19 protein-coding genes are annotated in these 20,926 nt (G+C 70.9%); 18 read left to right on the top strand and 1 reads right to left on the bottom strand.

Translation table 11 applies throughout. The features are described from left to right. Positions 1 to 89 precede the first annotated feature (89 nt). The 4 genes from OG753_RS10475 (at position 90) to nusB (ending at position 3,155) form a co-directional block, all read left to right on the top strand. Complete coding sequence (locus tag OG753_RS10475; RefSeq protein ID WP_405788207.1) at positions 90 to 896, top strand: AAA family ATPase; 807 nt, start codon at positions 90 to 92, stop codon at positions 894 to 896. An 88-nt stretch (positions 897 to 984) separates the two neighbouring features. Then, on the top strand, positions 985 to 2,091 hold the full coding sequence (locus tag OG753_RS10470; RefSeq protein ID WP_327261543.1) for an aminopeptidase P family protein: 1,107 nt from the start codon (positions 985 to 987) through the stop codon (positions 2,089 to 2,091). Between the two features lie 59 nt (positions 2,092 to 2,150). Beyond that, positions 2,151 to 2,717 carry an elongation factor P gene (gene efp, locus OG753_RS10465; protein ID WP_189972641.1) on the top strand — a complete coding sequence of 189 codons (567 nt, stop codon included), beginning with the start codon at positions 2,151 to 2,153 and terminating at the stop codon, positions 2,715 to 2,717. 3 nt (positions 2,718 to 2,720) lie between these two features. Then, positions 2,721 to 3,155 (top strand): transcription antitermination factor NusB, encoded by a 435-nt coding sequence (gene nusB / locus OG753_RS10460; protein ID WP_327261542.1) that lies wholly within the window; start codon positions 2,721 to 2,723, stop codon positions 3,153 to 3,155. Between the two features lie 177 nt (positions 3,156 to 3,332). On the opposite strand, the gene bldD is transcribed toward nusB, so the two are convergent. Beyond that, positions 3,333 to 3,833, bottom strand: a complete 501-nt coding sequence (bldD, locus tag OG753_RS10455; RefSeq protein ID WP_030008755.1) for a transcriptional regulator BldD — start codon at positions 3,831 to 3,833, stop codon at positions 3,333 to 3,335. 287 nt (positions 3,834 to 4,120) lie between these two features. Here bldD and pyrR point away from each other — a divergent pair, with 287 nt between their 5' ends. The 14 genes from pyrR to OG753_RS10385 all read left to right on the top strand — a co-directional run bounded on the left by pyrR (position 4,121) and on the right by OG753_RS10385 (position 20,851). Beyond that, positions 4,121 to 4,696: a bifunctional pyr operon transcriptional regulator/uracil phosphoribosyltransferase PyrR gene (gene pyrR, locus OG753_RS10450; RefSeq protein WP_327261541.1), complete on the top strand. Its 576-nt coding sequence runs from the start codon at positions 4,121 to 4,123 to the stop codon at positions 4,694 to 4,696. A 107-nt stretch (positions 4,697 to 4,803) separates the two neighbouring features. Next, positions 4,804 to 5,784, top strand: a complete 981-nt coding sequence (locus OG753_RS10445; protein ID WP_327261540.1) for an aspartate carbamoyltransferase catalytic subunit — start codon at positions 4,804 to 4,806, stop codon at positions 5,782 to 5,784. A 2-nt stretch (positions 5,785 to 5,786) separates the two neighbouring features. Continuing rightward, positions 5,787 to 7,073 carry a dihydroorotase gene (locus OG753_RS10440; RefSeq protein ID WP_327261539.1) on the top strand — a complete coding sequence of 429 codons (1,287 nt, stop codon included), beginning with the start codon at positions 5,787 to 5,789 and terminating at the stop codon, positions 7,071 to 7,073. Next, positions 7,070 to 7,651, top strand: coding sequence for a hypothetical protein (locus tag OG753_RS10435; protein WP_327261538.1), 582 nt, complete (start codon positions 7,070 to 7,072; stop codon positions 7,649 to 7,651). Before OG753_RS10440 ends, OG753_RS10435 begins: the two co-directional genes overlap by 4 nt. Next, a complete protein-coding gene (carA, locus tag OG753_RS10430) occupies positions 7,648 to 8,796 on the top strand; it encodes a glutamine-hydrolyzing carbamoyl-phosphate synthase small subunit (protein ID WP_405788204.1) in 1,149 nt (382 codons plus the stop codon). The genes OG753_RS10435 and carA overlap by 4 nt, the downstream gene beginning before the upstream one ends. Then, complete coding sequence (carB, locus tag OG753_RS10425) at positions 8,789 to 12,097, top strand: carbamoyl-phosphate synthase large subunit (protein WP_327261536.1); 3,309 nt, start codon at positions 8,789 to 8,791, stop codon at positions 12,095 to 12,097. The genes carA and carB overlap by 8 nt, the downstream gene beginning before the upstream one ends. A 94-nt stretch (positions 12,098 to 12,191) precedes the next feature. Then, complete coding sequence (locus OG753_RS10420) at positions 12,192 to 13,301, top strand: quinone-dependent dihydroorotate dehydrogenase (protein ID WP_327261535.1); 1,110 nt, start codon at positions 12,192 to 12,194, stop codon at positions 13,299 to 13,301. Beyond that, positions 13,298 to 14,137 carry an orotidine-5'-phosphate decarboxylase gene (gene pyrF, locus OG753_RS10415; RefSeq protein WP_327261534.1) on the top strand — a complete coding sequence of 280 codons (840 nt, stop codon included), beginning with the start codon at positions 13,298 to 13,300 and terminating at the stop codon, positions 14,135 to 14,137. The genes OG753_RS10420 and pyrF overlap by 4 nt, the downstream gene beginning before the upstream one ends. A gap of 303 nt (positions 14,138 to 14,440) precedes the next feature. Then, positions 14,441 to 14,764 carry an integration host factor gene (locus tag OG753_RS10410; RefSeq protein WP_030008746.1) on the top strand — a complete coding sequence of 108 codons (324 nt, stop codon included), beginning with the start codon at positions 14,441 to 14,443 and terminating at the stop codon, positions 14,762 to 14,764. Positions 14,765 to 14,825: 61 nt separating this feature from the next. Further along, positions 14,826 to 15,389 (top strand): guanylate kinase, encoded by a 564-nt coding sequence (gmk, locus tag OG753_RS10405; RefSeq protein ID WP_030008745.1) that lies wholly within the window; start codon positions 14,826 to 14,828, stop codon positions 15,387 to 15,389. A gap of 73 nt (positions 15,390 to 15,462) precedes the next feature. Continuing rightward, positions 15,463 to 15,735: a DNA-directed RNA polymerase subunit omega gene (gene rpoZ, locus OG753_RS10400; RefSeq protein WP_004948662.1), complete on the top strand. Its 273-nt coding sequence runs from the start codon at positions 15,463 to 15,465 to the stop codon at positions 15,733 to 15,735. A 135-nt stretch (positions 15,736 to 15,870) separates the two neighbouring features. Beyond that, positions 15,871 to 17,070, top strand: coding sequence for a bifunctional phosphopantothenoylcysteine decarboxylase/phosphopantothenate--cysteine ligase CoaBC (coaBC, locus tag OG753_RS10395; RefSeq protein ID WP_405792598.1), 1,200 nt, complete (start codon positions 15,871 to 15,873; stop codon positions 17,068 to 17,070). Positions 17,071 to 17,283: 213 nt separating this feature from the next. Next, the gene (gene metK / locus OG753_RS10390) at positions 17,284 to 18,492 is read left to right on the top strand and encodes a methionine adenosyltransferase (RefSeq protein WP_327261533.1); all 1,209 of its coding nucleotides are present in this window, start codon (positions 17,284 to 17,286) and stop codon (positions 18,490 to 18,492) included. A gap of 238 nt (positions 18,493 to 18,730) precedes the next feature. Next, the gene (locus OG753_RS10385) at positions 18,731 to 20,851 is read left to right on the top strand and encodes a primosomal protein N' (protein ID WP_405788202.1); all 2,121 of its coding nucleotides are present in this window, start codon (positions 18,731 to 18,733) and stop codon (positions 20,849 to 20,851) included. Positions 20,852 to 20,926 lie beyond the last annotated feature (75 nt).

The raw sequence follows: 20,926 nt of genomic DNA, 5'->3' as shown, positions 1-20,926 counted from the left end.
CCTGCCTGACGGTGCTGGTGCACGGCTGGGCCCCGGCAGTCATATAACGTTCTCGCATCAGTCGCCGGAACGAGACGGAGTGGCAGCGGATGCAGCACGGAGTGGGGGGCGGGGGCGCGGGCTGGGGACAGCCGGGCCCGCATCCGTCGGCGCCCCCGCAGCCGCCGATACCCCCGGCGCAGGGCTGGCCGGGTTCACCCCCGCCGCAGTCGTCGCACCAGCCCCATCAGCACCAACCGCCCCATCAGCCGCACCAGCATCATCAGTCGCAGCCGGTGCCCTCCGTCCCGGAGGCCACCGGACACATCCCGCTGCCGCCCGCCGTGCCGGGCACCGGCGGGGCCGTCCTGGCCGTGCTGCTGATCGGACCGGCCGGTGCCGGGAAGACCACCGTCGCCCGGCACTGGGCGAGCACCCGGCCGGTACCGACCGCCCACGTGAGCCTGGACGACGTCCGCGAGTGGGTCTGCGCCGGCTTCGCGGACCCGCAGGCGGGCTGGAACGAGCACTCCGAGGCCCAGTACCGGCTCGCCCGCCGCACCTGCGGTTTCGCCGCCCGCAACTACCTGGCGAACGGCATCTCCTGCATCCTCGACGACGCCGTCTTCCCCGACCGGCCCGTGGTCGGACTGGGCGGCTGGAAGCGGCACGTGGGCCCCACGCTGCTGCCGGTGGTGCTGCTGCCCGGGCTGGAGATCGTCCTGGAGCGGAACGCGGCACGCTCCGGCAACCGCCGGCTCTCCGACGAGGAAGTCGCGCGGATCCACGGCCGCATGGCCGGCTGGTACGGCTCCGGCCTGCCGATCATCGACAACTCCCACCTCGACGTCGAGGGCACCGCCCGCGCCCTCGACGAGGCCCTGGCCCGCGCCCTGGCGGCCCCCGGCGGCTGGTAGGCGCCGGCCGCCGGGCGCCCGGGGCTCGAAGGCCCGTCCGGACGCGCTCGCCGCGCCGGGTCGGCGGGGCGCTCGTACGCTCGAAGACATGTCAGACGTGTACGCCGCCCGCCGGAGCCTGCTTCGCGACCGATGCGCCGTCGCGGGGAACGCCGCCGCACTGATCACGCGTCCGGCGAACGTCCGCTACCTCTCCGGGGCGTCCCCGCTCGGCGCGGTGCTGCTCGTCGGCCCCGCCGAGGACATGATGTTCTGCGCGGGAGCGCCCACCGGCGAGGCCGACGAGGGCCGCCTCGACGAACACCTGAACGTCTCCGTCCTGGGCAGCCCCGGCGGGGACCCGGCGGTCGCGGCCGCCGACCTGGCCGCCTCGGTACGGGCCGACTCGCTCGCCGTGGAGGAACACCACCTCACCGTCGGCCGGCACCGGGCCCTGCGGTCGGTCGCGCCCAAGCTGCGCCTCGCGGACCTGGGCACCGCCGTGGAGCAGCAGCGCCTCGTCAAGGACGAGGAGGAGATCGCCTACCTGAGGATCGCCGCCGAGATCGCCGACCAGGCCCTCGGTGAGCTGCTGGAGTCCATCCTCGTCGGCCGCACCGAACGGCACCTCGCCCTGGAGCTGGAGCGGCGGCTGGTGGACCACGGGGCGGACGGGCCCGCCTTCCCGACCTCCGTCGGCACCGGCCCGCACTCCGGCCGCTCCCGGCACCGGCCCTCCGACCGCAGGGTGGAGGAGGGCGACTTCCTCACGGTGTGCCTGGGCGCCAACTACCGCGGATACCGCTGCGAGATCGGCCGGACGTTCGTCATCGGCACCAGCCCGGCCGACTGGCAGATCGAGCTGTACGACCTCGTCTTCACCGCCCAGCGGGCGGGGCGCGAGGCTCTGCTGCCGGGGGCCGCCTACCGGGACGTGGATCATGCCGCACGCTCCGTCCTGGACTCCGCGGGGCACGCGGAGGCCCTCGCTCCGTCCACCGGACACGGCGTCGGCCTCGAAATCGACGAGGACCCGCAGCTTGCACCTACGGCAATGGGTAAACTGGACGCTTGCGTGCCGGTCACCGTCGAACCGGGGGTTCACCTCCCGGGCCGGGGAGGTGTCCGGATCGATGACACGCTCGTCGTACGCCCCGAGGCGGACGGCGGTCCCGAGCTACTCACCATTACGACCAAGGAACTGCTCGCGCTCTAGCCGGCTCCGCCGGGCTGTGCGCGCACCCGTGGTCTTCCAGTGCAGGAGATTCCGCAACCGTGGCTTCCACGAACGACCTCAAGAACGGCATGGTGCTGAAGCTCGACGGGGGCCAGCTCTGGTCCGTCGTCGAGTTCCAGCACGTCAAGCCCGGCAAGGGCCCGGCCTTCGTGCGTACCAAGCTGAAGAGCGTGATGTCCGGCAAGGTCGTCGACAAGACGTTCAACGCCGGTACCAAGGTCGAGACTGCCACCATCGACCGCCGCGACATGCAGTTCTCGTACATGGACGGCGAGTACTTCGTCTTCATGGACATGAGCACCTTCGACCAGCTGATGGTCGACAAGAAGGCCGTCGGCGACGCCGCCAACTTCCTGATCGAGGGCTTCACCGCCTCCGTCGCCCAGCACGAGGGCGAGGTGCTCTACGTCGAGCTCCCGGCCGCGGTCGAGCTCAAGATCGAGCACACCGACCCGGGCGTCCAGGGCGACCGCTCCACCGGTGGCACCAAGCCGGCCACGCTGGAGACCGGTTACGAGATCCAGGTCCCGCTCTTCGTCACCACCGGCGAGACGGTCAAGGTCGACACCCGCACCAGCGACTACCTCGGCCGGAAGAGCAACTAACCCGTGGCTGCTCGGAGCAATGCGCGCAAGCGCGCCTTCCAGATCCTTTTCGAGGCCGATCAGCGCGGCGTGCCCGTCCGCGAGGTCCTCGCGGACTGGATCCGCCACGCGCGGTCGGACGACCGGCAGCCGCCGGTCAGCGCCTTCACGATGGATCTCGTCGAGGGGTACGCCGACAAGGTGGACCGCATCGACGATCTGATCGTCACCTACGCCGTGGACTGGGAGCTCGACCGCATGCCGGTCGCTGACCGGAACATCCTGCGGCTCGGTGCCTACGAGCTGATCTGGGTGGACGACACCCCGGACGCCGTGGCCATCGACGAGGCCGTCCAGCTGGCCAAGGAGTTCTCGACGGACGAGTCCCCCTCGTTCGTGAACGGGATGCTGGCCCGCTTCAAGGACCTGAAGCCGAACCTGCGGCGCAGCGAGAGCTGACCGCACGGCCGGCGCCGGCACCGCCATACGGAAGGGCCCGCAACGCATGCGTTGCGGGCCCTTCCGTATGGCGGTGCCGGCAGCGTCCCGACGGGGACGAAAAACCGGTGGGTGCCGGACCCCCGCAAGGGTCCGGCACCCACCGGTAAACGTTTCTGCTGGTCTGGAGCCCGGAACTCAGAGTTCCTCGTGCGCCACCGCGCGACGGGCGTCCGCGTCCAGCACGCCCCAGCTGATCAGCTGCTCGGTCAGGACCGAGGGGGACTGGTCGTAAATGACGGCCAGGGTGCGCAGGTCGTCCTGACGGATCGACAGCACCTTGCCGTTGTAGTCGCCGCGCTGGCTCTGGATCGTCGCCGCGTAACGCTGCAGCGGGCCGGCCTTCTCGGCGGGGACGCCCGCCAGGCGCTCCAGGTCCAGACGCAGCTTCGGCGGCGGCTCGGCCGCTCCGCCCGGCGTCGTTCCCGGCAGCAGTTCCTGAACCGGAACCCCGTAGAAGTCCGCCAGCTCGGCAAGGCGCTGGACGGTCACGGCGCGGTCCCCGCGCTCGTAGGAACCGACCACGACGGCCTTCCACCGGCCCTGGGACTTCTCCTCGACACCGTGGAGGGAAAGGCCCTGCTGGGTGCGGATGGCGCGGAGCTTGGCCCCGAGCTGTTTGGCGTATTCGCTGGACATAACGCTCCCGGACGCTGTGACGCTGTGACTGATGGACACTGCGACTACGTAACTACGTGCGGCTCCGCCGCGCGGCTGGTAACTCACTGTGAGGTTACGCAGCGTTACTTGGATGCGTCAAGCCGAATGGTCTTCGTCGCCCCCCTGGGGGTCGGTCCCAGCAGCCCTCTGAGGACCCTTCCGTACCACCCCGGTCCGAGCCACCGGGCTCCCCCTGGTACCGTGGGAGGCGTACATCAGACGTCCTTTAAGGTCCGTCCCGTGAGGCGGAGAAGGAGGTCCTTTTCATGGACACCCAGCAGAACACCGATTCCATGCGCCCCGTACTCGAGGCACAGGACATCGCGCGGGTCCTGACCCGCATCGCCCACGAGATCGTCGAACGCGCCAAGGGCGCCGACGACGTGGTGCTTCTCGGCATTCCCACCCGCGGTGTCTACCTCGCCCGCCGGCTGGCCGCCAAGCTCGAAGAGATCACCGGTACGAAGATCCCGGTCGGCTCCCTCGACATCACCATGTACCGCGACGACCTGCGGATGAAGCCCGCCCGCGCGATCGGTCGCACCGAGATCCCCGGCGACGACCTCGACGGCCGCCTCGTCGTCCTCGTCGACGACGTGCTCTTCTCCGGCCGCACCATCCGCGCCGCCCTGGACGCCCTCGGCGACCTCGGCCGCCCCCGCGCCGTGCAGCTCGCGGTCCTCGTCGACAGAGGCCACCGCGAACTGCCGATCCGCGCCGACTACGTCGGCAAGAACCTCCCCACGTCGCTGCGGGAGACCGTCAAGGTCCAGCTCCAGGAGGAGGACGGCCGTGACGCCGTGCTGCTCGGCCAGCGGACCGCCCCGGCCGCAGGGCAGTAGACCGTCCGAGTGACGGGCCCCGTCGGGGCCCGCACCGAGCCCTGCCCTGCCCGCTCGCACCTCCGCCCGTCAGTCCGCCTGCCCTCCCGACCTACGGAGCCATCCAGATGAAGCGCCACCTCATCTCGGCCGCCGATCTCACGCGCGACGACGCCGTCCTGATCCTCGACACCGCCGAGGAGATGGCCCGCGTCGCGGACCGGCCGATCAAGAAGCTGCCCACCCTGCGCGGCCTCACCGTCGTCAACCTCTTCTTCGAGGACTCGACCCGCACCCGGATCTCCTTCGAGGCGGCCGCCAAGCGCCTCTCGGCCGACGTCATCAACTTCTCCGCGAAGGGTTCGTCCGTTTCCAAGGGCGAATCCCTGAAGGACACCGCGCTGACCCTGGAGGCCATGGGCGCCGACGCGGTCGTCATCCGCCACCACGCCTCCGGCGCCCCCTACCGGCTCGCGACCTCAGGCTGGATCGACTCCGCCGTCGTCAACGCCGGAGACGGCACCCACGAGCACCCCACCCAGGCCCTGCTGGACGCCTTCACCATGCGCCGCCGCCTGGTCGGCCGCGACGCCGGCCTCGGCAAGGACCTGAACGGCCGCCGGATCACCATCGTCGGCGACATCCTGCACAGCCGCGTGGCCCGCTCCAACGTCCACCTGCTGCACACCCTCGGCGCCCAGGTCACCCTCGTGGCCCCGCCCACGCTCGTCCCGATCGGGGTCGAAACCTGGCCGTGCGAGGTCTCGTACAACCTCGACGAGGTGCTGCCGAAGTCCGATGCGGTGATGATGCTGCGTGTGCAGCGCGAACGCATGAACGCCGCCTTCTTCCCGACCGAGCGCGAGTACTCCCGCCGGTACGGGCTCGACGGCGACCGCATGGCGAAGATGCCCGAGCACGCCATCGTGATGCACCCCGGTCCGATGAACCGCGGCATGGAGATCACCGCCCAGGTCGCCGACTCCGACCGCTGCACGGCCGTGGAGCAGGTCGCCAACGGCGTCTCCACCCGCATGGCCGTCCTGTACCTGCTGCTCGGAGGCTCCGAGCCCGCCGTCACCACCGCCCGTACCGAGGAGAGCAAGTAACCATGAGCAAGATCCTTATCCGTGGCGCGAAGGTACTCGGCGGCGAGGCGCAGGACGTCCTGATCGACGGCGAGACCATCGCGGAGGTCGGCACCGGCCTGTCCGCCGAGGGCGCGACCGTCATCGAGGCCGAGGGCCAGGTCCTCCTCCCCGGCCTCGTCGACCTGCACACCCACCTGCGCGAGCCCGGCCGCGAGGACTCCGAGACCGTCCTCACCGGCACCCGCGCCGCGGCCTCCGGCGGCTACACCGCCGTGTTCGCCATGGCGAACACCTTCCCGGTCGCCGACACCGCCGGCGTCGTCGAGCAGGTCTGGCGCCTGGGCAAGGAGTCCGGCTACTGCGACGTGCAGCCCATCGGCGCCGTCACCGTGGGCCTGGAGGGCAAGCAGCTCTCCGAGCTGGGCGCCATGCACGAGTCCGCCGCCCGCGTCACCGTCTTCTCCGACGACGGCAAGTGCGTCGACGACGCCGTGATCATGCGCCGCGCCCTGGAGTACGTGAAGGCCTTCGGCGGCGTCGTCGCCCAGCACGCCCAGGAGCCCCGCCTCACCGAGGGCGCCCAGATGAACGAGGGCATCGTCTCCGCGGAACTCGGTCTCGGCGGCTGGCCGGCCGTCGCCGAGGAGTCGATCATCGCCCGTGACGTCCTGCTCGCCGAGCACGTCGGCTCCCGCGTCCACATCTGCCACCTCTCCACGGCCGGCTCCGTCGAGATCGTCCGCTGGGCCAAGTCCCGCGGCATCGACGTCACCGCCGAGGTCACCCCGCACCACCTCCTCCTCACCGAGGAGCTCGTGCGCTCGTACAACGCGGTCTACAAGGTCAACCCGCCGCTGCGCACCGAGCGCGACGTGCTGGCCCTGCGCGAGGCGCTCGCCGACGGCACGATCGACATCGTCGCCACCGACCACGCCCCGCACCCGCACGAGGACAAGGACTGCGAGTGGGCCGCCGCGGCCATGGGCATGGTCGGCCTGGAGACCGCGCTCTCCGTCGTCCAGCAGACGATGGTCGAGACCGGACTGCTCGACTGGGAGGGCGTCGCCGAGCGGATGTCCTTCGCCCCGGCGCGCATCGGCAGCCTGGAGAACCACGGCCGTCCCGTCTCGGCAGGTGAACCCGCGAACCTGACCTTGGTCGATACCTCGTACCGTGGTGTCGTGGACCCCGCACACTTCGCCTCCCGCAGCCGCAACACGCCTTACGAGGGCCGTGAGCTGCCGGGGCGCGTCACTCATACCTTCCTGCGGGGCCGGGCAACGGTCGTGGACGGGAAACTGGCGTGACACCTGCAGTAATCCAACTGGCCGCCGAGGCCGCCGAACGACAGTCGGCGGAGGTGACCAGCGTCGGCGCCCGCATCGCCTGGGTGATCGGCCTGGCCGTCTTCATCGCGTTCGTCTACTGGCTGATGCGGCAGGGCTGGAAATGGCGCGGCGCTCTGCAGAACGATCTGCCGGAGCTGCCCGCCGCACCCGACGGTCTTCCCGCGCACCGGCTGGCACTCACCGGCCGGTACCACGGGTCCACCACCGCCGGACAGTGGCTCGACCGCATCGTCGCCCACGGACTGGGCGTCCGCAGCCGGGTCGAGCTCACGCTCACCGACGCGGGCCTCGACGTGGTCCGACCGGGTGCAGGCGATTTCTTCGTACCGGCCGCGCAGCTGCGCGGCGCCCGCCTCGACAAGGGAATCGCGGGCAAGGTACTCACCGAGGGCGGTCTGCTCGTCGTCACCTGGGCGCACGGCGACAAGCTGATCGACTCCGGATTCCGCTCCGACCGCGCGGCCGAACACGCCGCCTGGGTCGAGGCGATCAACCTCATGAACTCATCCATCACGACGGAAGGCGCCGAACGATGACGACCTCCACCAGGGGAGCAGCCAAAGCTCCCGCCGTACTCGTCCTGGAGGACGGTCGGATCTTCCGCGGCCGCGCCTACGGCGCTGTGGGGGAGACCTTCGGCGAGGCCGTGTTCTCCACCGGCATGACCGGCTACCAGGAGACCCTCACCGACCCGTCGTACCACCGGCAGGTCGTCGTGATGACCGCCCCGCACGTGGGCAACACCGGCGTCAACGACGAGGACCCCGAGTCCTCCCGCATCTGGGTCGCCGGCTACGTCGTCCGCGACCCCGCCCGCGTCCCCTCCAACTGGCGCTCGCAGCGCTCGCTGGACGAGGAGCTCGTCAAGCAGGGCGTCGTCGGGATCTCCGGCATCGACACCCGCGCCCTGACCCGCCACCTGCGCGAGCGCGGCGCCATGCGCGTCGGCATCTTCTCGGGCGAGGCCTGGGTCGGCATCCGCGACGAGGCCCTGCTGGCCAAGGTCAAGTCGCAGCCGCAGATGAAGGGCGCGAACCTCTCCGCCGAGGTCGCCACCAAGGAGGCGTACGTCGTCCCCGCGATCGGCGAGAAGCGCTTCACCGTCGCCGCGGTGGACCTCGGCATCAAGGGCATGACCCCGCACCGGATGGCCGAGCGCGGCATCGAGGTGCACGTGCTCCCCGCCACCGCCACCGTCGAGGACGTCTACGCGGTGAACCCCGACGGCGTGTTCTTCTCCAACGGCCCGGGCGACCCGGCCACCGCCGACGGCCCCGTCGCCGTCATGCAGGGCGTCCTGGAGCGCAAGACCCCGCTCTTCGGCATCTGCTTCGGCAACCAGATCCTGGGCCGCGCGCTCGGCTTCGGCACCTACAAGCTGAAGTACGGCCACCGCGGCATCAACCAGCCGGTGCAGGACCGCACCACCGGCAAGGTCGAGATCACCGCGCACAACCACGGCTTCGCCGTCGACGCGCCCCTCGACAAGGTCTCCGAGACCGCCTACGGCCGCGCCGAGGTCTCCCACGTCTGCCTGAACGACCAGGTCGTCGAAGGCCTCCAGCTGCTTGACCAGCCGGCCTTCTCCGTCCAGTACCACCCCGAGGCGGCCGCCGGCCCGCACGACGCCGCGTACCTCTTCGACCGCTTCGTATCTCTGATGGAGGCCGAGCGTGCCTAAGCGCACCGATATCCAGTCCGTCCTGGTCATCGGCTCCGGCCCGATCGTCATCGGACAGGCCGCCGAGTTCGACTACTCCGGCACCCAGGCCTGCCGCATCCTCAAGGCCGAGGGCCTGCGGGTCATCCTGGTCAACTCCAACCCCGCGACGATCATGACCGACCCGGAGATCGCCGACGCCACGTACGTCGAGCCGATCACCCCCGAGTTCGTCGAGAAGATCATCGCGAAGGAGCGCCCCGACGCGCTCCTGCCCACCCTCGGTGGCCAGACCGCGCTCAACACCGCCATCTCCATGCACGAGCAGGGTGTGCTGGAGAAGTACGGCGTCGAGCTCATCGGCGCCAACGTCGAGGCCATCAACAAGGGCGAGGACCGCGACCTCTTCAAGGGCGTCGTCGAGGCCGTCAAGGCCAAGATCGGCTACGGCGAGTCCGCCCGCTCGGTCATCTGCCACTCCATGGACGACGTCATCAAGGGCGTCGACACCCTGGGCGGCTACCCCGTCGTCGTGCGCCCCTCCTTCACCATGGGCGGCGCCGGCTCCGGCTTCGCCCACGACGAGGACGAGCTGCGCCGCATCGCCGGCCAGGGCCTCACGCTCTCCCCGACCACCGAGGTGCTCCTGGAGGAGTCCATCCTCGGCTGGAAGGAGTACGAGCTGGAGCTGATGCGCGACACCAAGGACAACGTGGTCGTCGTCTGCTCCATCGAGAACTTCGACCCGATGGGCGTCCACACCGGCGACTCGATCACCGTCGCCCCGGCGATGACGCTCACCGACCGCGAGTACCAGCGGCTGCGCGACATCGGCATCGCGATCATCCGCGAGGTCGGCGTCGACACCGGCGGCTGCAACATCCAGTTCGCGATCGACCCGACCGACGGCCGCGTCATCGTCATCGAGATGAACCCGCGCGTCTCGCGCTCCTCGGCGCTCGCCTCGAAGGCCACCGGCTTCCCGATCGCCAAGATCGCCGCCAAGCTGGCCATCGGCTACACGCTCGACGAGGTCCCCAACGACATCACCGAGAAGACGCCGGCCTCCTTCGAGCCGTCCCTCGACTACGTCGTCGTCAAGGCCCCGCGCTTCGCCTTCGAGAAGTTCCCGCTGGCCGACGCCACCCTCACCACCACCATGAAGTCGGTCGGCGAGGCCATGGCCATCGGCCGTAACTTCACCGAGGCCCTCCAGAAGGCCCTGCGCTCCCTGGAGAAGAAGGGCTCGCAGTTCACCTTCGTCGGCCCCACCGGCGACAAGGACGAGCTCCTCGCCACCGCGGTCCGCCCGACCGACGGCCGCATCAACACCGTCATGCAGGCCATCCGCGCCGGCGCCACCCAGGAAGAGGTCTTCGAGTTCACGAAGATCGACCCCTGGTTCGTCGACCAGCTCTTCCTCATCAAGGAGATCGCGGACGAGCTCGCCGCCGCCGAGAAGCTCCGGCCCGAGCTGCTCGCCGAGGCCAAGCGCCACGGCTTCTCCGACGCCCAGATCGCCGAGATCCGCGGCCTGCGCGAGGACGTCGTCCGCGAGGTCCGCCACGCGCTCGGTGTCCGCCCGGTCTACAAGACGGTCGACACCTGCGCCGCCGAGTTCGCCGCGAAGACCCCGTACTTCTACTCCTCGTACGACGAGGAGTCCGAGGTCGCGCCCCGCACCAAGCCCGCGGTGATCATCCTGGGCTCCGGCCCGAACCGCATCGGCCAGGGCATCGAGTTCGACTACTCCTGCGTCCACGCCTCCTTCGCCCTCAGCGACGCCGGCTACGAGACCGTGATGGTCAACTGCAACCCGGAGACCGTCTCCACCGACTACGACACCTCCGACCGCCTGTACTTCGAGCCGCTCACGCTCGAGGACGTGCTGGAGATCGTCCACGCCGAGTCGCTGGCCGGCCCCATCGCCGGTGTCGTCGTCCAGCTCGGCGGCCAGACCCCCCTCGGTCTCGCCCAGGCCCTCAAGGACAACGGCGTCCCCGTCGTCGGCACCCCGCCGGAGGCCATCCACGCCGCCGAGGACCGCGGCGCCTTCGGTCAGGTCCTCGCCGAGGCCGGCCTGCCGGCCCCCAAGCACGGCACCGCCACCACCTTCGCGGGTGCGAAGGCGATCGCCGACGAGATCGGCTACCCGGTCCTGGTGCGCCCGTCCTACGTGCTCGGCGGCCGCGGCATGGAGATCGTCTACGACGAGGCCCGCCTCGAGTCGTACATCGCCGAGTCCACCGAGATCTCCCCGACCCGCCCCGTGCTGGTCGACCGGTTCCTCGACGACGCGATCGAGATCGATGTCGACGCCCTCTACGACGGCCACGAGCTCTACCTCGGCGGCGTCATGGAGCACATCGAGGAAGCCGGCATCCACTCCGGCGACTCGGCCTGCGCCCTGCCCCCGATCACCCTCGGCGGCTACGACATCAAGCGGCTGCGCGCCTCCACCGAGGCCATCGCCAAGGGCGTCGGCGTCCGCGGCCTGATCAACATCCAGTTCGCCATGGCCGGGGACATCCTCTACGTCCTGGAGGCCAACCCGCGCGCCTCCCGGACCGTCCCCTTCACCTCGAAGGCCACCGCCGTCCCGCTCGCGAAGGCCGCCGCCCGCATCTCGCTCGGCACCACCATCGCCGAGCTGCGCGCCGAGGGCCTGCTGCCGAAGACCGGCGACGGCGGCACCCTGCCGATCGACGCGCCGATCTCCGTCAAGGAGGCCGTCATGCCGTGGTCGCGCTTCCGCGACATCCACGGCCGAGGTGTGGACACCGTCCTCGGCCCGGAGATGCGCTCCACCGGCGAGGTCATGGGCATCGACGCCGTCTTCGGCACCGCCTACGCCAAGTCGCAGGCCGGCGCCTACGGCCCGCTGCCCACCAAGGGCCGTGCCTTCATCTCCGTCGCCAACCGCGACAAGCGCTCGATGATCTTCCCGGCGCGCGAGCTCGTCGCCCACGGCTTCGAGCTGATGGCCACCTCCGGCACCGCCGAGGTGCTGCGCCGCAACGGCATCAACGCCACCGTGGTGCGCAAGCTCAGCGAGGGCGAGGGCCCGAACGGCGAGAAGACCATCGTCCAGCTGATCCACGACGGCCAGGTCGACCTGATCGTCAACACCCCCTACGGCACCGGTGGCCGCCTCGACGGCTACGAGATCCGTACGGCGGCCGTGGCCCGCAGCGTCCCGTGCCTGACCACGGTCCAGGCGCTCGCCGCCGCCGTCCAGGGCATCGACGCGCTCAACCGCGGCGACGTGGGCGTCCGCTCCCTCCAGGAGCACGCGGAGCACCTGACCGCAGCCCGCGACTGACCCAGGTCGCACAGCCAGCCCGGACACGGGGAGGGGGACACCGGTTTCACGACGGGTGTCCCCCTCTTCACGAGCGCAGAAGGATTTACCGACGATGTACAAAACCTTCTTCAACCTGGTCTTCAAGCGGATGGACCCGGAGCAGGCCCACTACCTGGCCTTCCGCTGGATCCGCCTCGCCGCCCGCACCCCCGTGCTGCGCACCTTCGCCGCGGCCGCCCTGGCCCCGCGCTACGAGGAGCTCCGCACCGAGGCCCTCGGCCTGCGCATGCACGGCCCCTTCGGCCTCGCCGCGGGCTTCGACAAGAACGCCGTCGCCATCGACGGCATGTCGATGCTCGGCTTCGACCACATCGAGATCGGCACGGTCACGGCCGAGCCGCAGCCCGGCAACCCGAAGAAGCGCCTCTTCCGCCTCGTGGCGGACCGCGCGCTGATCAACCGCATGGGCTTCAACAACGAGGGCTCGGCGGCCGTCGCAGCCCGCCTGGCGGCCCGTGAGGCGGTCTTCAGGACCGTCGTGGGCGTCAACATCGGCAAGACCAAGGTCGTACCCGAGGAGGAGGCCGTGGGGGACTACGTCGCCTCCACCGAGCGCCTGGCCCGGCACGCCGACTACCTCGTGGTGAACGTCTCCTCCCCGAACACCCCGGGCCTGCGCAACCTCCAGGCCACCGAATCGCTGCGCCCGCTGCTGACGGCCGTGCGCGAGGCCGCCGACCGCACGGTGACCGACCGCCGGGTGCCGCTGCTGGTCAAGATCGCCCCCGACCTGGCGGACGAGGACGTCGACGCGGTCGCCGACCTGGCCCTGGAGCTGGGCCTCGACGGCATCATCGCGACGAACACCACCATCGCCCGCGAGGGGCTCGGCCTGAAGTCCTCCCCGTCCCTGGTGAAGGAGACCGGCGGCCTCTCCGGCGCCCCCGTCAAGGAGCGCTCCCTGGAGGTCCTGCGCCGCCTGTACGCCCGTGTGGGGGACCGCCTGGTCCTCGTCGGGGTCGGCGGCATCGAGAACGCCGAGGACGCCTGGCAGCGGATCCTGGCCGGCGCCACGCTGATCCAGGGCTACAGCGCCTTCATCTACGAGGGCCCGTTCTACGCCCGCGCCATCCACAAGGGCCTGGCCGCGCGCCTGGCCAACAGCCCGTACGCGACGCTCGCCGACGCCGTGGGCGCCGAGACCCGAAAGGCCACCAAGTGACTGTGACCCCGTTCGGCACCCGCCTGCGTGCGGCGATGGACTCCCGGGGCCCGCTGTGCGTGGGCATCGACCCGCACGCCGCCCTGCTGGCCCAGTGGGGCCTCCAGGACGACATCGCAGGCCTGGAGCGGTTCTCCCGTACGGTCGTCGAGGCACTCGCGGAGTCGGTGGCGGTCTTCAAGCCGCAGGCGGCCTTCTTCGAGCGGTTCGGCTCCAAGGGCATCGCCGTCCTGGAGCGCACCGTCGCGGACGCCCGCGCGGCCGGGACCCTGGTGGTCATGGACGCCAAGCGCGGCGACATCGGCTCCACCATGGCGGCGTACGCCTCGGCCTTCCTGGACCCGGCCTCGCCGCTGTTCTCGGACGCACTGACGGTCTCCCCGTACCTGGGCTACGGCTCGCTGAAGCCGGCCGTGGACCTGGCCCGGGAGTCGGGCGCGGGCCTTTTCGTCCTGGCACTGACCTCCAACCCGGAGGGCGCGGAGGTCCAGCGGGCGGTCCGGGAGGACGGCAGGACGATCGGCGCGACGATGCTCGCGCACCTGGCGGCGGAGAACGCGGACGCCGCCCCGATGGGCTCCTTCGGCGCGGTGGTCGGTGCCACGCTGGGCGACCTGTCCTCCTTCGACCTGGACATCAACGGGCCGCTGCTGGCTCCCGGCATCGGCGCCCAGGGCGCGACGGCGGCGGATCTGCCGGGCGTGTTCGGCAAGGCCGTGCGCAACGTCGTCCCGAACGTGTCGCGGGGCGTCCTGAAGCACGGTCCGGACGTGGCGGCCCTGCGCGACTCGGCGCGACGGTTCGCCGACGAGGTCCACGCGGCCGTCTCGGCGTAATCGGTCACCTGCTCAGGCCCTGTCGCACCTCCGCGGCAGGGCCTCTCGCACTTCGTGGCGAAACTCGAACGCTCTTCATCGGACAAAACAGGGGTATTTTGTCCGTGATGTACGGTTCAGTGGAGGCTGACCAGGACTTTTCGTCCGTTCTCGCTGACTGGAGCGGTGTTGGCCGCTAGTCTCCGACCAGAGTGAACGTGCAGCGAACGAGTTCCATCGCTGTTCGGGAGCTCGCGAGGTGTGTTGCCTTTGGGTTGCCCACCGGTCCGTATCCGACAGTTCGACATCCGAGGTGACGTAGGCGTGGCTCTTCCGCCCCTTACCCCTGAACAGCGCGCAGCCGCGCTCGAAAAGGCCGCCGCGGCTCGCCGGGAGCGGGCCGAGGTGAAGAATCGACTCAAGCACTCCGGCGCCTCCCTCCAAGAGGTCATCAAGACGGGCCAGGAGAACGACGTCATCGGCAAGATGAAGGTCTCCGCCCTGCTGGAGTCACTGCCTGGCGTGGGCAAGGTGCGCGCCAAGCAGATCATGGAGCGCCTCGGCATCTCCGAGTCCCGGCGTGTCCGAGGTCTCGGTTCCAACCAGATCGCCTCTCTGGAGCGCGAGTTCGGCAGCACCGGCGCCTGAGGCGTCGACTGAAGTTCTCCCGGCGTTCTCAGGCAGTCCCGAGAACCTGGATAATCGCTCTATGGCAGCAGAGGTTCGTCCGCGGCTGACCGTGCTCTCCGGCCCTTCAGGGGTCGGCAAGAGCACGGTCGTCGCGCATATGCGCAAGGTTCACCCCGAGGTATGGCTCTCGGTATCGGCCACCACCCGCAAGCCGCGGCCCGGTGAGCGACACGGAGTCCACTACTTCTTCGTCAATGACGACGAGTTCGACAAGCTGATCGCCAACGGCGAGCTGCTGGAGTGGGCCGAGTTCGCGGGCAACCGCTACGGCACACCGCGCGGCGCGGTGCTGGAACGCCTGGACAACGGCGAGCCGGTACTGCTGGAGATCGATCTCCAGGGCGCACGACTCGTCCGCGAGTCCAAGCCCGACGCCCAGCTGGTCTTCCTGGCACCGCCCAGCTGGGACGAGCTGGTGCGTCGGCTGACCGGCCGGGGCACCGAATCGGCCGAGGTCATCGAGCGTCGGCTCGCCGCCGCCAAGATCGAGCTCGCTGCCGAGTCCGAGTTCGACACCACCCTGGTCAACACCTCCGTCGAGGACGTGGCCCGTGAGCTGCTAGCCTTGATGGCAGTTGTCTGATCGTTGATCGATGTTCTTGCTTCGATCGATTCCAGGGCGGCCGAATCTTTCACCCATCTTCGGAAGGTAGAGCGTGTCCTCTTCCATCACTGCGCCCGAGGGCATCATCAACCCGCCGATCGACGAGCTGCTCGAGGCTACTGACTCGAAGTACAGCCTCGTGATCTACGCGGCCAAGCGCGCGCGTCAGATCAACGCGTACTACTCGCAGCTCGGTGAGGGCCTGCTCGAGTACGTCGGCCCGCTGGTGGACACCCACGTCCACGAGAAGCCGCTTTCGATCGCGCTGCGCGAGATCAACGCGGGTCTGCTGACCTCCGAGGCCATCGAGGCCCCGGCTCAGTAAGGCGCGTAGAAGTCCTTTCACCACAGGCCCGGCAGAACATCTGCCGGGCCTGTGGTGTGTCATGGGTGGGTACGGTACGACGACGATCAGGGCCGAACGCGTCGGACACGGCGAGCTGTCAAAGGGGTGTGCGTGGTGGAAAAGCCGAAGGTCGTACTGGGAGTCAGCGGCGGGATCGCCGCCTACAAGGCGTGCGAGCTGCTTCGCCGGCTGACCGAGTCCGGCCACGACGTGCGGGTGGTGCCCACCGCGGCCTCCCTGAACTTCGTGGGGGAGGCCACCTGGTCCGCCCTCTCCGGCAACCCGGCCTCCACCGAGGTGTGGGAGTCCGTCCACGAGGTGCCGCACGTGCGCATCGGGCAGTCCGCCGACCTCGTCGTCGTCGCCCCGGCCACCGCCGACATGCTGGCCAAGGCCGCCCACGGGCTCGCCGACGACCTGCTCACGAACACCCTGCTCACCGCCCGCTGCCCGGTGGTCTTCGCCCCCGCCATGCACACCGAGATGTGGGAGCACCCGGCCACCCAGGAGAACGTGGCCACGCTGCGCCGCCGCGGCGCCCTCGTGATCGAGCCCGCCGTCGGGCGGCTCACCGGCAAGGACACCGGCAAGGGCCGGCTGCCCGACCCCGACGAGATCTTCGAGGTCTGCCGCAGGGTCCTGGCCCGCGGGGCGGCCGAGCCGGACCTGGCCGGGCGGCACGTGGTGATCAGCGCCGGCGGCACGCGGGAGCCCCTGGACCCGGTCCGCTTCCTCGGCAACCGCTCCTCGGGCAAGCAGGGCTACGCGCTCGCCCGCACGGCTGTCGCCCGCGGGGCCCGGGTCACCCTGGTCGCGGCCAACACCGCGCTGGCCGACCCGGCCGGGGCGGACGTCGTACGCGTGGGGACGGCCGTGCAGCTGCGGGAGGCCGTCCTCAAGGCGGCCGCCGACGCCGACGCCGTGGTGATGGCCGCCGCCGTGGCGGATTTCCGCCCTGCCGAGTACGCGGGCGGAAAGATCAAGAAGAAGGACGGGCAGGACCCGGCGCCGGTCGCCCTTGTACGGAATCCGGACGTTCTTGCGGAGATCTCGGCCGATCGGGCCAGGTCCGGGCAGGTGGTGGTGGGGTTCGCCGCCGAGACCGACGACGTCCTCGCGAACGGCCGGGCCAAGCTCGCTCGCAAGGGATGTGATCTTCTCGTCGTGAACGAAGTGGGCGAGGCCCGCACCTTTGGTTCGGAGGAGAACGAGGCGGTCATCCTGGCCTCCGACGGGTCTGAGACCCAGGTCCCTTACGGTCCGAAGGAATCACTGGCCGATGTGATCTGGGACCAGGTGGCCGAGCGGCTGTAGCCGCGACGCGCCTGGACGGATTCCCCTTCTCCTCGTCGAATCCGTGCGTAAGAATGGAGTGCCGCAGGTCACACGGCTCCCATAAGGCGAGACGGGTGGTCCCGGAAACGGTGGCGACCGATAAACTGCATCCGGAACGTGATCGGGCGCAGCCCCCGATGTGGTTCCGCCAAATGATTCAGCCAGCAGCCGCTGCAACCCCCAGGGAGCGTTGTGTCCCGTCGTCTGTTCACCTCGGAGTCCGTCACCGAGGGCCACCCCGACAAGATCGCTGACCAGATCAGCGACACGATCCTCGACGCGCTCCTCAGCGAGGACCCGACCTCGCGCGTCGCCGTCGAGACCCTCATCACCACGGGTCTCGTGCACATCGCGGGAGAGGTGACGACGAAGGCCTACGCGCCGATCGCGCAGCTCGTCCGGGAGAAGATCCTCGAAATCGGCTACGACTCCTCGAAGAAGGGCTTCGACGGCGCCTCGTGCGGCGTGTCGGTGTCCATCGGCGCGCAGTCCCCGGACATCGCGCAGGGCGTCGACACCGCCTACGAGAAGCGGGTCGAGGGCGACGAGGACGAGCTCGACAAGCAGGGTGCCGGCGACCAGGGCCTGATGTTCGGCTACGCCTGCGACGAGACTCCCGAGCTCATGCCGCTGCCGATCCACATCGCGCACAAGCTCTCGCGCCGTCTGTCCGAGGTCCGCAAGAACGGGACCATCCCGTACCTGCGCCCCGACGGCAAGACCCAGGTCACCATCGAGTACGACGGCGACAAGGCCGTCCGTCTCGACACGGTCGTGGTCTCCTCGCAGCACGCCTCGGACATCGACCTGGACTCGCTGCTCGCCCCGGACATCCGTGAGTTCGTCGTCGAGCACGTGCTCGCGCAGCTCGTCGAGGACGGCATCAAGCTCGACACCGAGGGCTACCGCCTGCTGGTCAACCCGACCGGCCGCTTCGAGATCGGCGGCCCGATGGGCGACGCCGGCCTCACCGGCCGCAAGATCATCATCGACACCTACGGCGGCATGGCCCGTCACGGTGGCGGCGCCTTCTCGGGCAAGGACCCGTCGAAGGTCGACCGCTCCGCCGCGTACGCCATGCGCTGGGTCGCCAAGAACGTGGTCGCCGCCGGCCTCGCCTCGCGCTGCGAGGTCCAGGTCGCCTACGCCATCGGCAAGGCCGAGCCCGTCGGCCTCTTCGTCGAGACCTTCGGCACCGCCAAGGTCGAGACGCAGAAGATCGAGGACGCCATCGCCGAGGTCTTCGACCTCCGCCCGGCCGCCATCATCCGCGACCTCGACCTGCTGCGCCCGATCTACGCCCAGACCGCCGCCTACGGCCACTTCGGCCGCGAGCTGCCGGACTTCACCTGGGAGCGCACCGACCGCGTCGACGCCCTGCGCGCCGCCGCCGGCCTGTAAGCACGCTCCGCCCCACGGCGGACCCGTACGGCCCCGGACCCCTGTTGGTCCGGGGCCGTATTGCGTTGATCGACAGCCGCCCGGACGTCTATGTTGTTCCTGCTCTCCCGGTGCGCCGGATGACGGCTTCATCTGGAGCCGGGCGCGAGCCCGGTGTTGAAGGACTGTTCCACCCGCCGCCGCCCGCCTTGATCTCGGGAGAGCGTCCACTGTCGGTGCCGTTTGCAAGAATGCTGCTGTGAGCAGCGACAACGGCGAGAGCGAAACCGGGGCGGCGGGCCCGCCGGAGCAGCTCGCACTGATCCGGGAAATGGTCGCCGAGGCGAAGGCCAAGGCGCCCAAGGCGAAGCCGCGCACCTGGCGGGGGGCCGCCCTGGCCGAGGAGCTGCCCGTTGCCCGGGTCCTCGTGAACAAGGGCGTGCTCCACCTCGACCGGACCTTCGACTACGCCGTGCCCGCAGAGCTCGCCGAGGCCGCCCAGCCCGGGGTCCGCGTCCGCGTCCGGTTCGGTGCCGGCTCCCACCAGGTCCGCGGCGGCCGCCGCGAGGGCGGCAGCCTCATCGACGGATTCATCATCGAGCGTCGCGCGGAGTCCGACTACAACGGGGCGCTCGCCGCCCTCGCCCAGGTCGTCTCGCCCGAGGTGGTCCTCGGCCCCCGCATGCTCGCCCTCGCGCGCGCCGTCGCCGAACGGTACGCCGGCAGCCTCGCCGACGTGCTGCAGCTCGCCCTGCCCCCGCGCAACGCCAGGGCCGAGGCCAAGCCCTCGCCGGAGCCGCTGCCGCCGCCCCCCGCCCCCGAGCCCGGCGGCTGGGAGCGGTACGGCGCCGGCCCCGGCTTCCTGCGCGCCCTTGCCACCGGGGCCACCCCGCGCGCCGTCTGGACCGCACTGCCCGGCCCCGGCTGGGCCGACGAACTCGCCCGGGCCATGGCCGCCACCCTGGCCTCCGGCCGCGGCGCCCTCGCCGTGCTCCCCGACGGGCGGACCGCCGCCCGCGTCGACGCGGCCCTCACCGCCCTGCTCGGAGAGGGACGGCACGCGCTGCTCACCGCCGAGTCGGGACCCGAGAAGCGCTACCGCCAGTGGCTCGCCGTCCACCGGGGCTCCGTGCGGGCCGTCATCGGCACCCGCGCCGCGATGTTCGCACCCGTACGGGACCTCGGCCTGGTCGCCATCTGGGACGACGGCGACTCCAGCCACAGCGACGACCGGGCCCCCTTCCCGCACGTGCGGGAGGTCCTGGAACTGCGCGCCGTCAGCGACGGCTGCGGCTTCCTCGCGGGCAGTACGAGCTGCACCGTGGAGGCCGCCCAGCTGGTCGAGTCCGGCTGGGCGCGGCCCCTGGTCGCCGACCGCGAGACCGTACGGGCCTGCGCGCCCCGGATCCGGACCGTCGGCGACGAGCTGCTCGCCCGCGACGAGGCGGCCCGGGCCGCGCGCCTGCCGAGCCTGGCGTGGGAGACCGTACGGGAGGGGCTGAAGACCGGGCCCGTACTGGTGCAGGTACCGAGGCGCGGCTATGTGCCCCGGCTGGCGTGCGAGCGGTGCCGTACGCCCGCCCGCTGCACGGTCTGCGCCGGACCGCTGGAGGCCCCCGACGAGCGGGACCTGCGGTGCGGGTGGTGCGGGCGGGACGAACCCTCCTGGCACTGCGAGGAGTGCGGGTCGTTCCGGCTGCGGGCCCAGGTGGTCGGCGCGCGGCGCACCGCCGAGGAACTGGGTCGGGCCTTCCCGGCCGTGCCCGTCCGCACCTCCGGGCGCGACCACGTCCTGGACGAGGTGCCGGACCGCCCCGCGCTCGTGGTGTGCACCCCCGGCGCCGAGCCGGTGGCGTCCGGCGCCGGGTACGCGGCGGCGCTGCTGCTCGACGGCTGGGCCATGCTGAGCCGGCCCGACCTGAGGGCGGGAGAGGAAGCACTGCGGCGGTGGATCGCCGCCGCTTCCCTGGTCCGGGGCGACGGGCAGGTCGTGGTGGTCGCCGAGCCGACGCTGCGGCCCGTCCAGGCGCTCGTGCGGTGGGACCCCGTGGGCCATGCCGTACGGGAGCTCGCGGAGCGGGCCCAGCTGGGCTTCCCGCCGGTGTCCCGGATGGCGGCGGTGGCCGGGCGGGGCGAGGCGGTGGAGGGCTTCCTGGCCGGAGCCGGACTGCCGCCGGACGCGGAGATCCTCGGCCCGGTGCCGCTCCCGGGGCGGCGCGGGGAGGCGTCTCCCGGAGAGCGGGCGCTGGTCCGCGTCCCGCCGGGCAGCGGCGCAGCCCTGGCGGCCGCCCTGAAGTCGGCTCAGGCGGCCCGGATGGCCCGCGGGGTGCCCGCGGCGGAGGCGGTCCGGGTGCGGATCGACCCCTCGGACATCGGCTGACGCCCACGCGCTGCGGACAGGACACCGCCCGAACGCCGAAACCCCCGGTGGGGCGACCCGTACGGTCGTCCCACC

The sequence above is a fragment of the Streptomyces sp. NBC_00029 genome (assembly GCF_045160505.1).
Taxonomy (GTDB): Bacteria; Actinomycetota; Actinomycetes; order Streptomycetales; family Streptomycetaceae; genus Streptomyces.
This window is presented reverse-complemented; position numbering and strand designations above follow the sequence as displayed.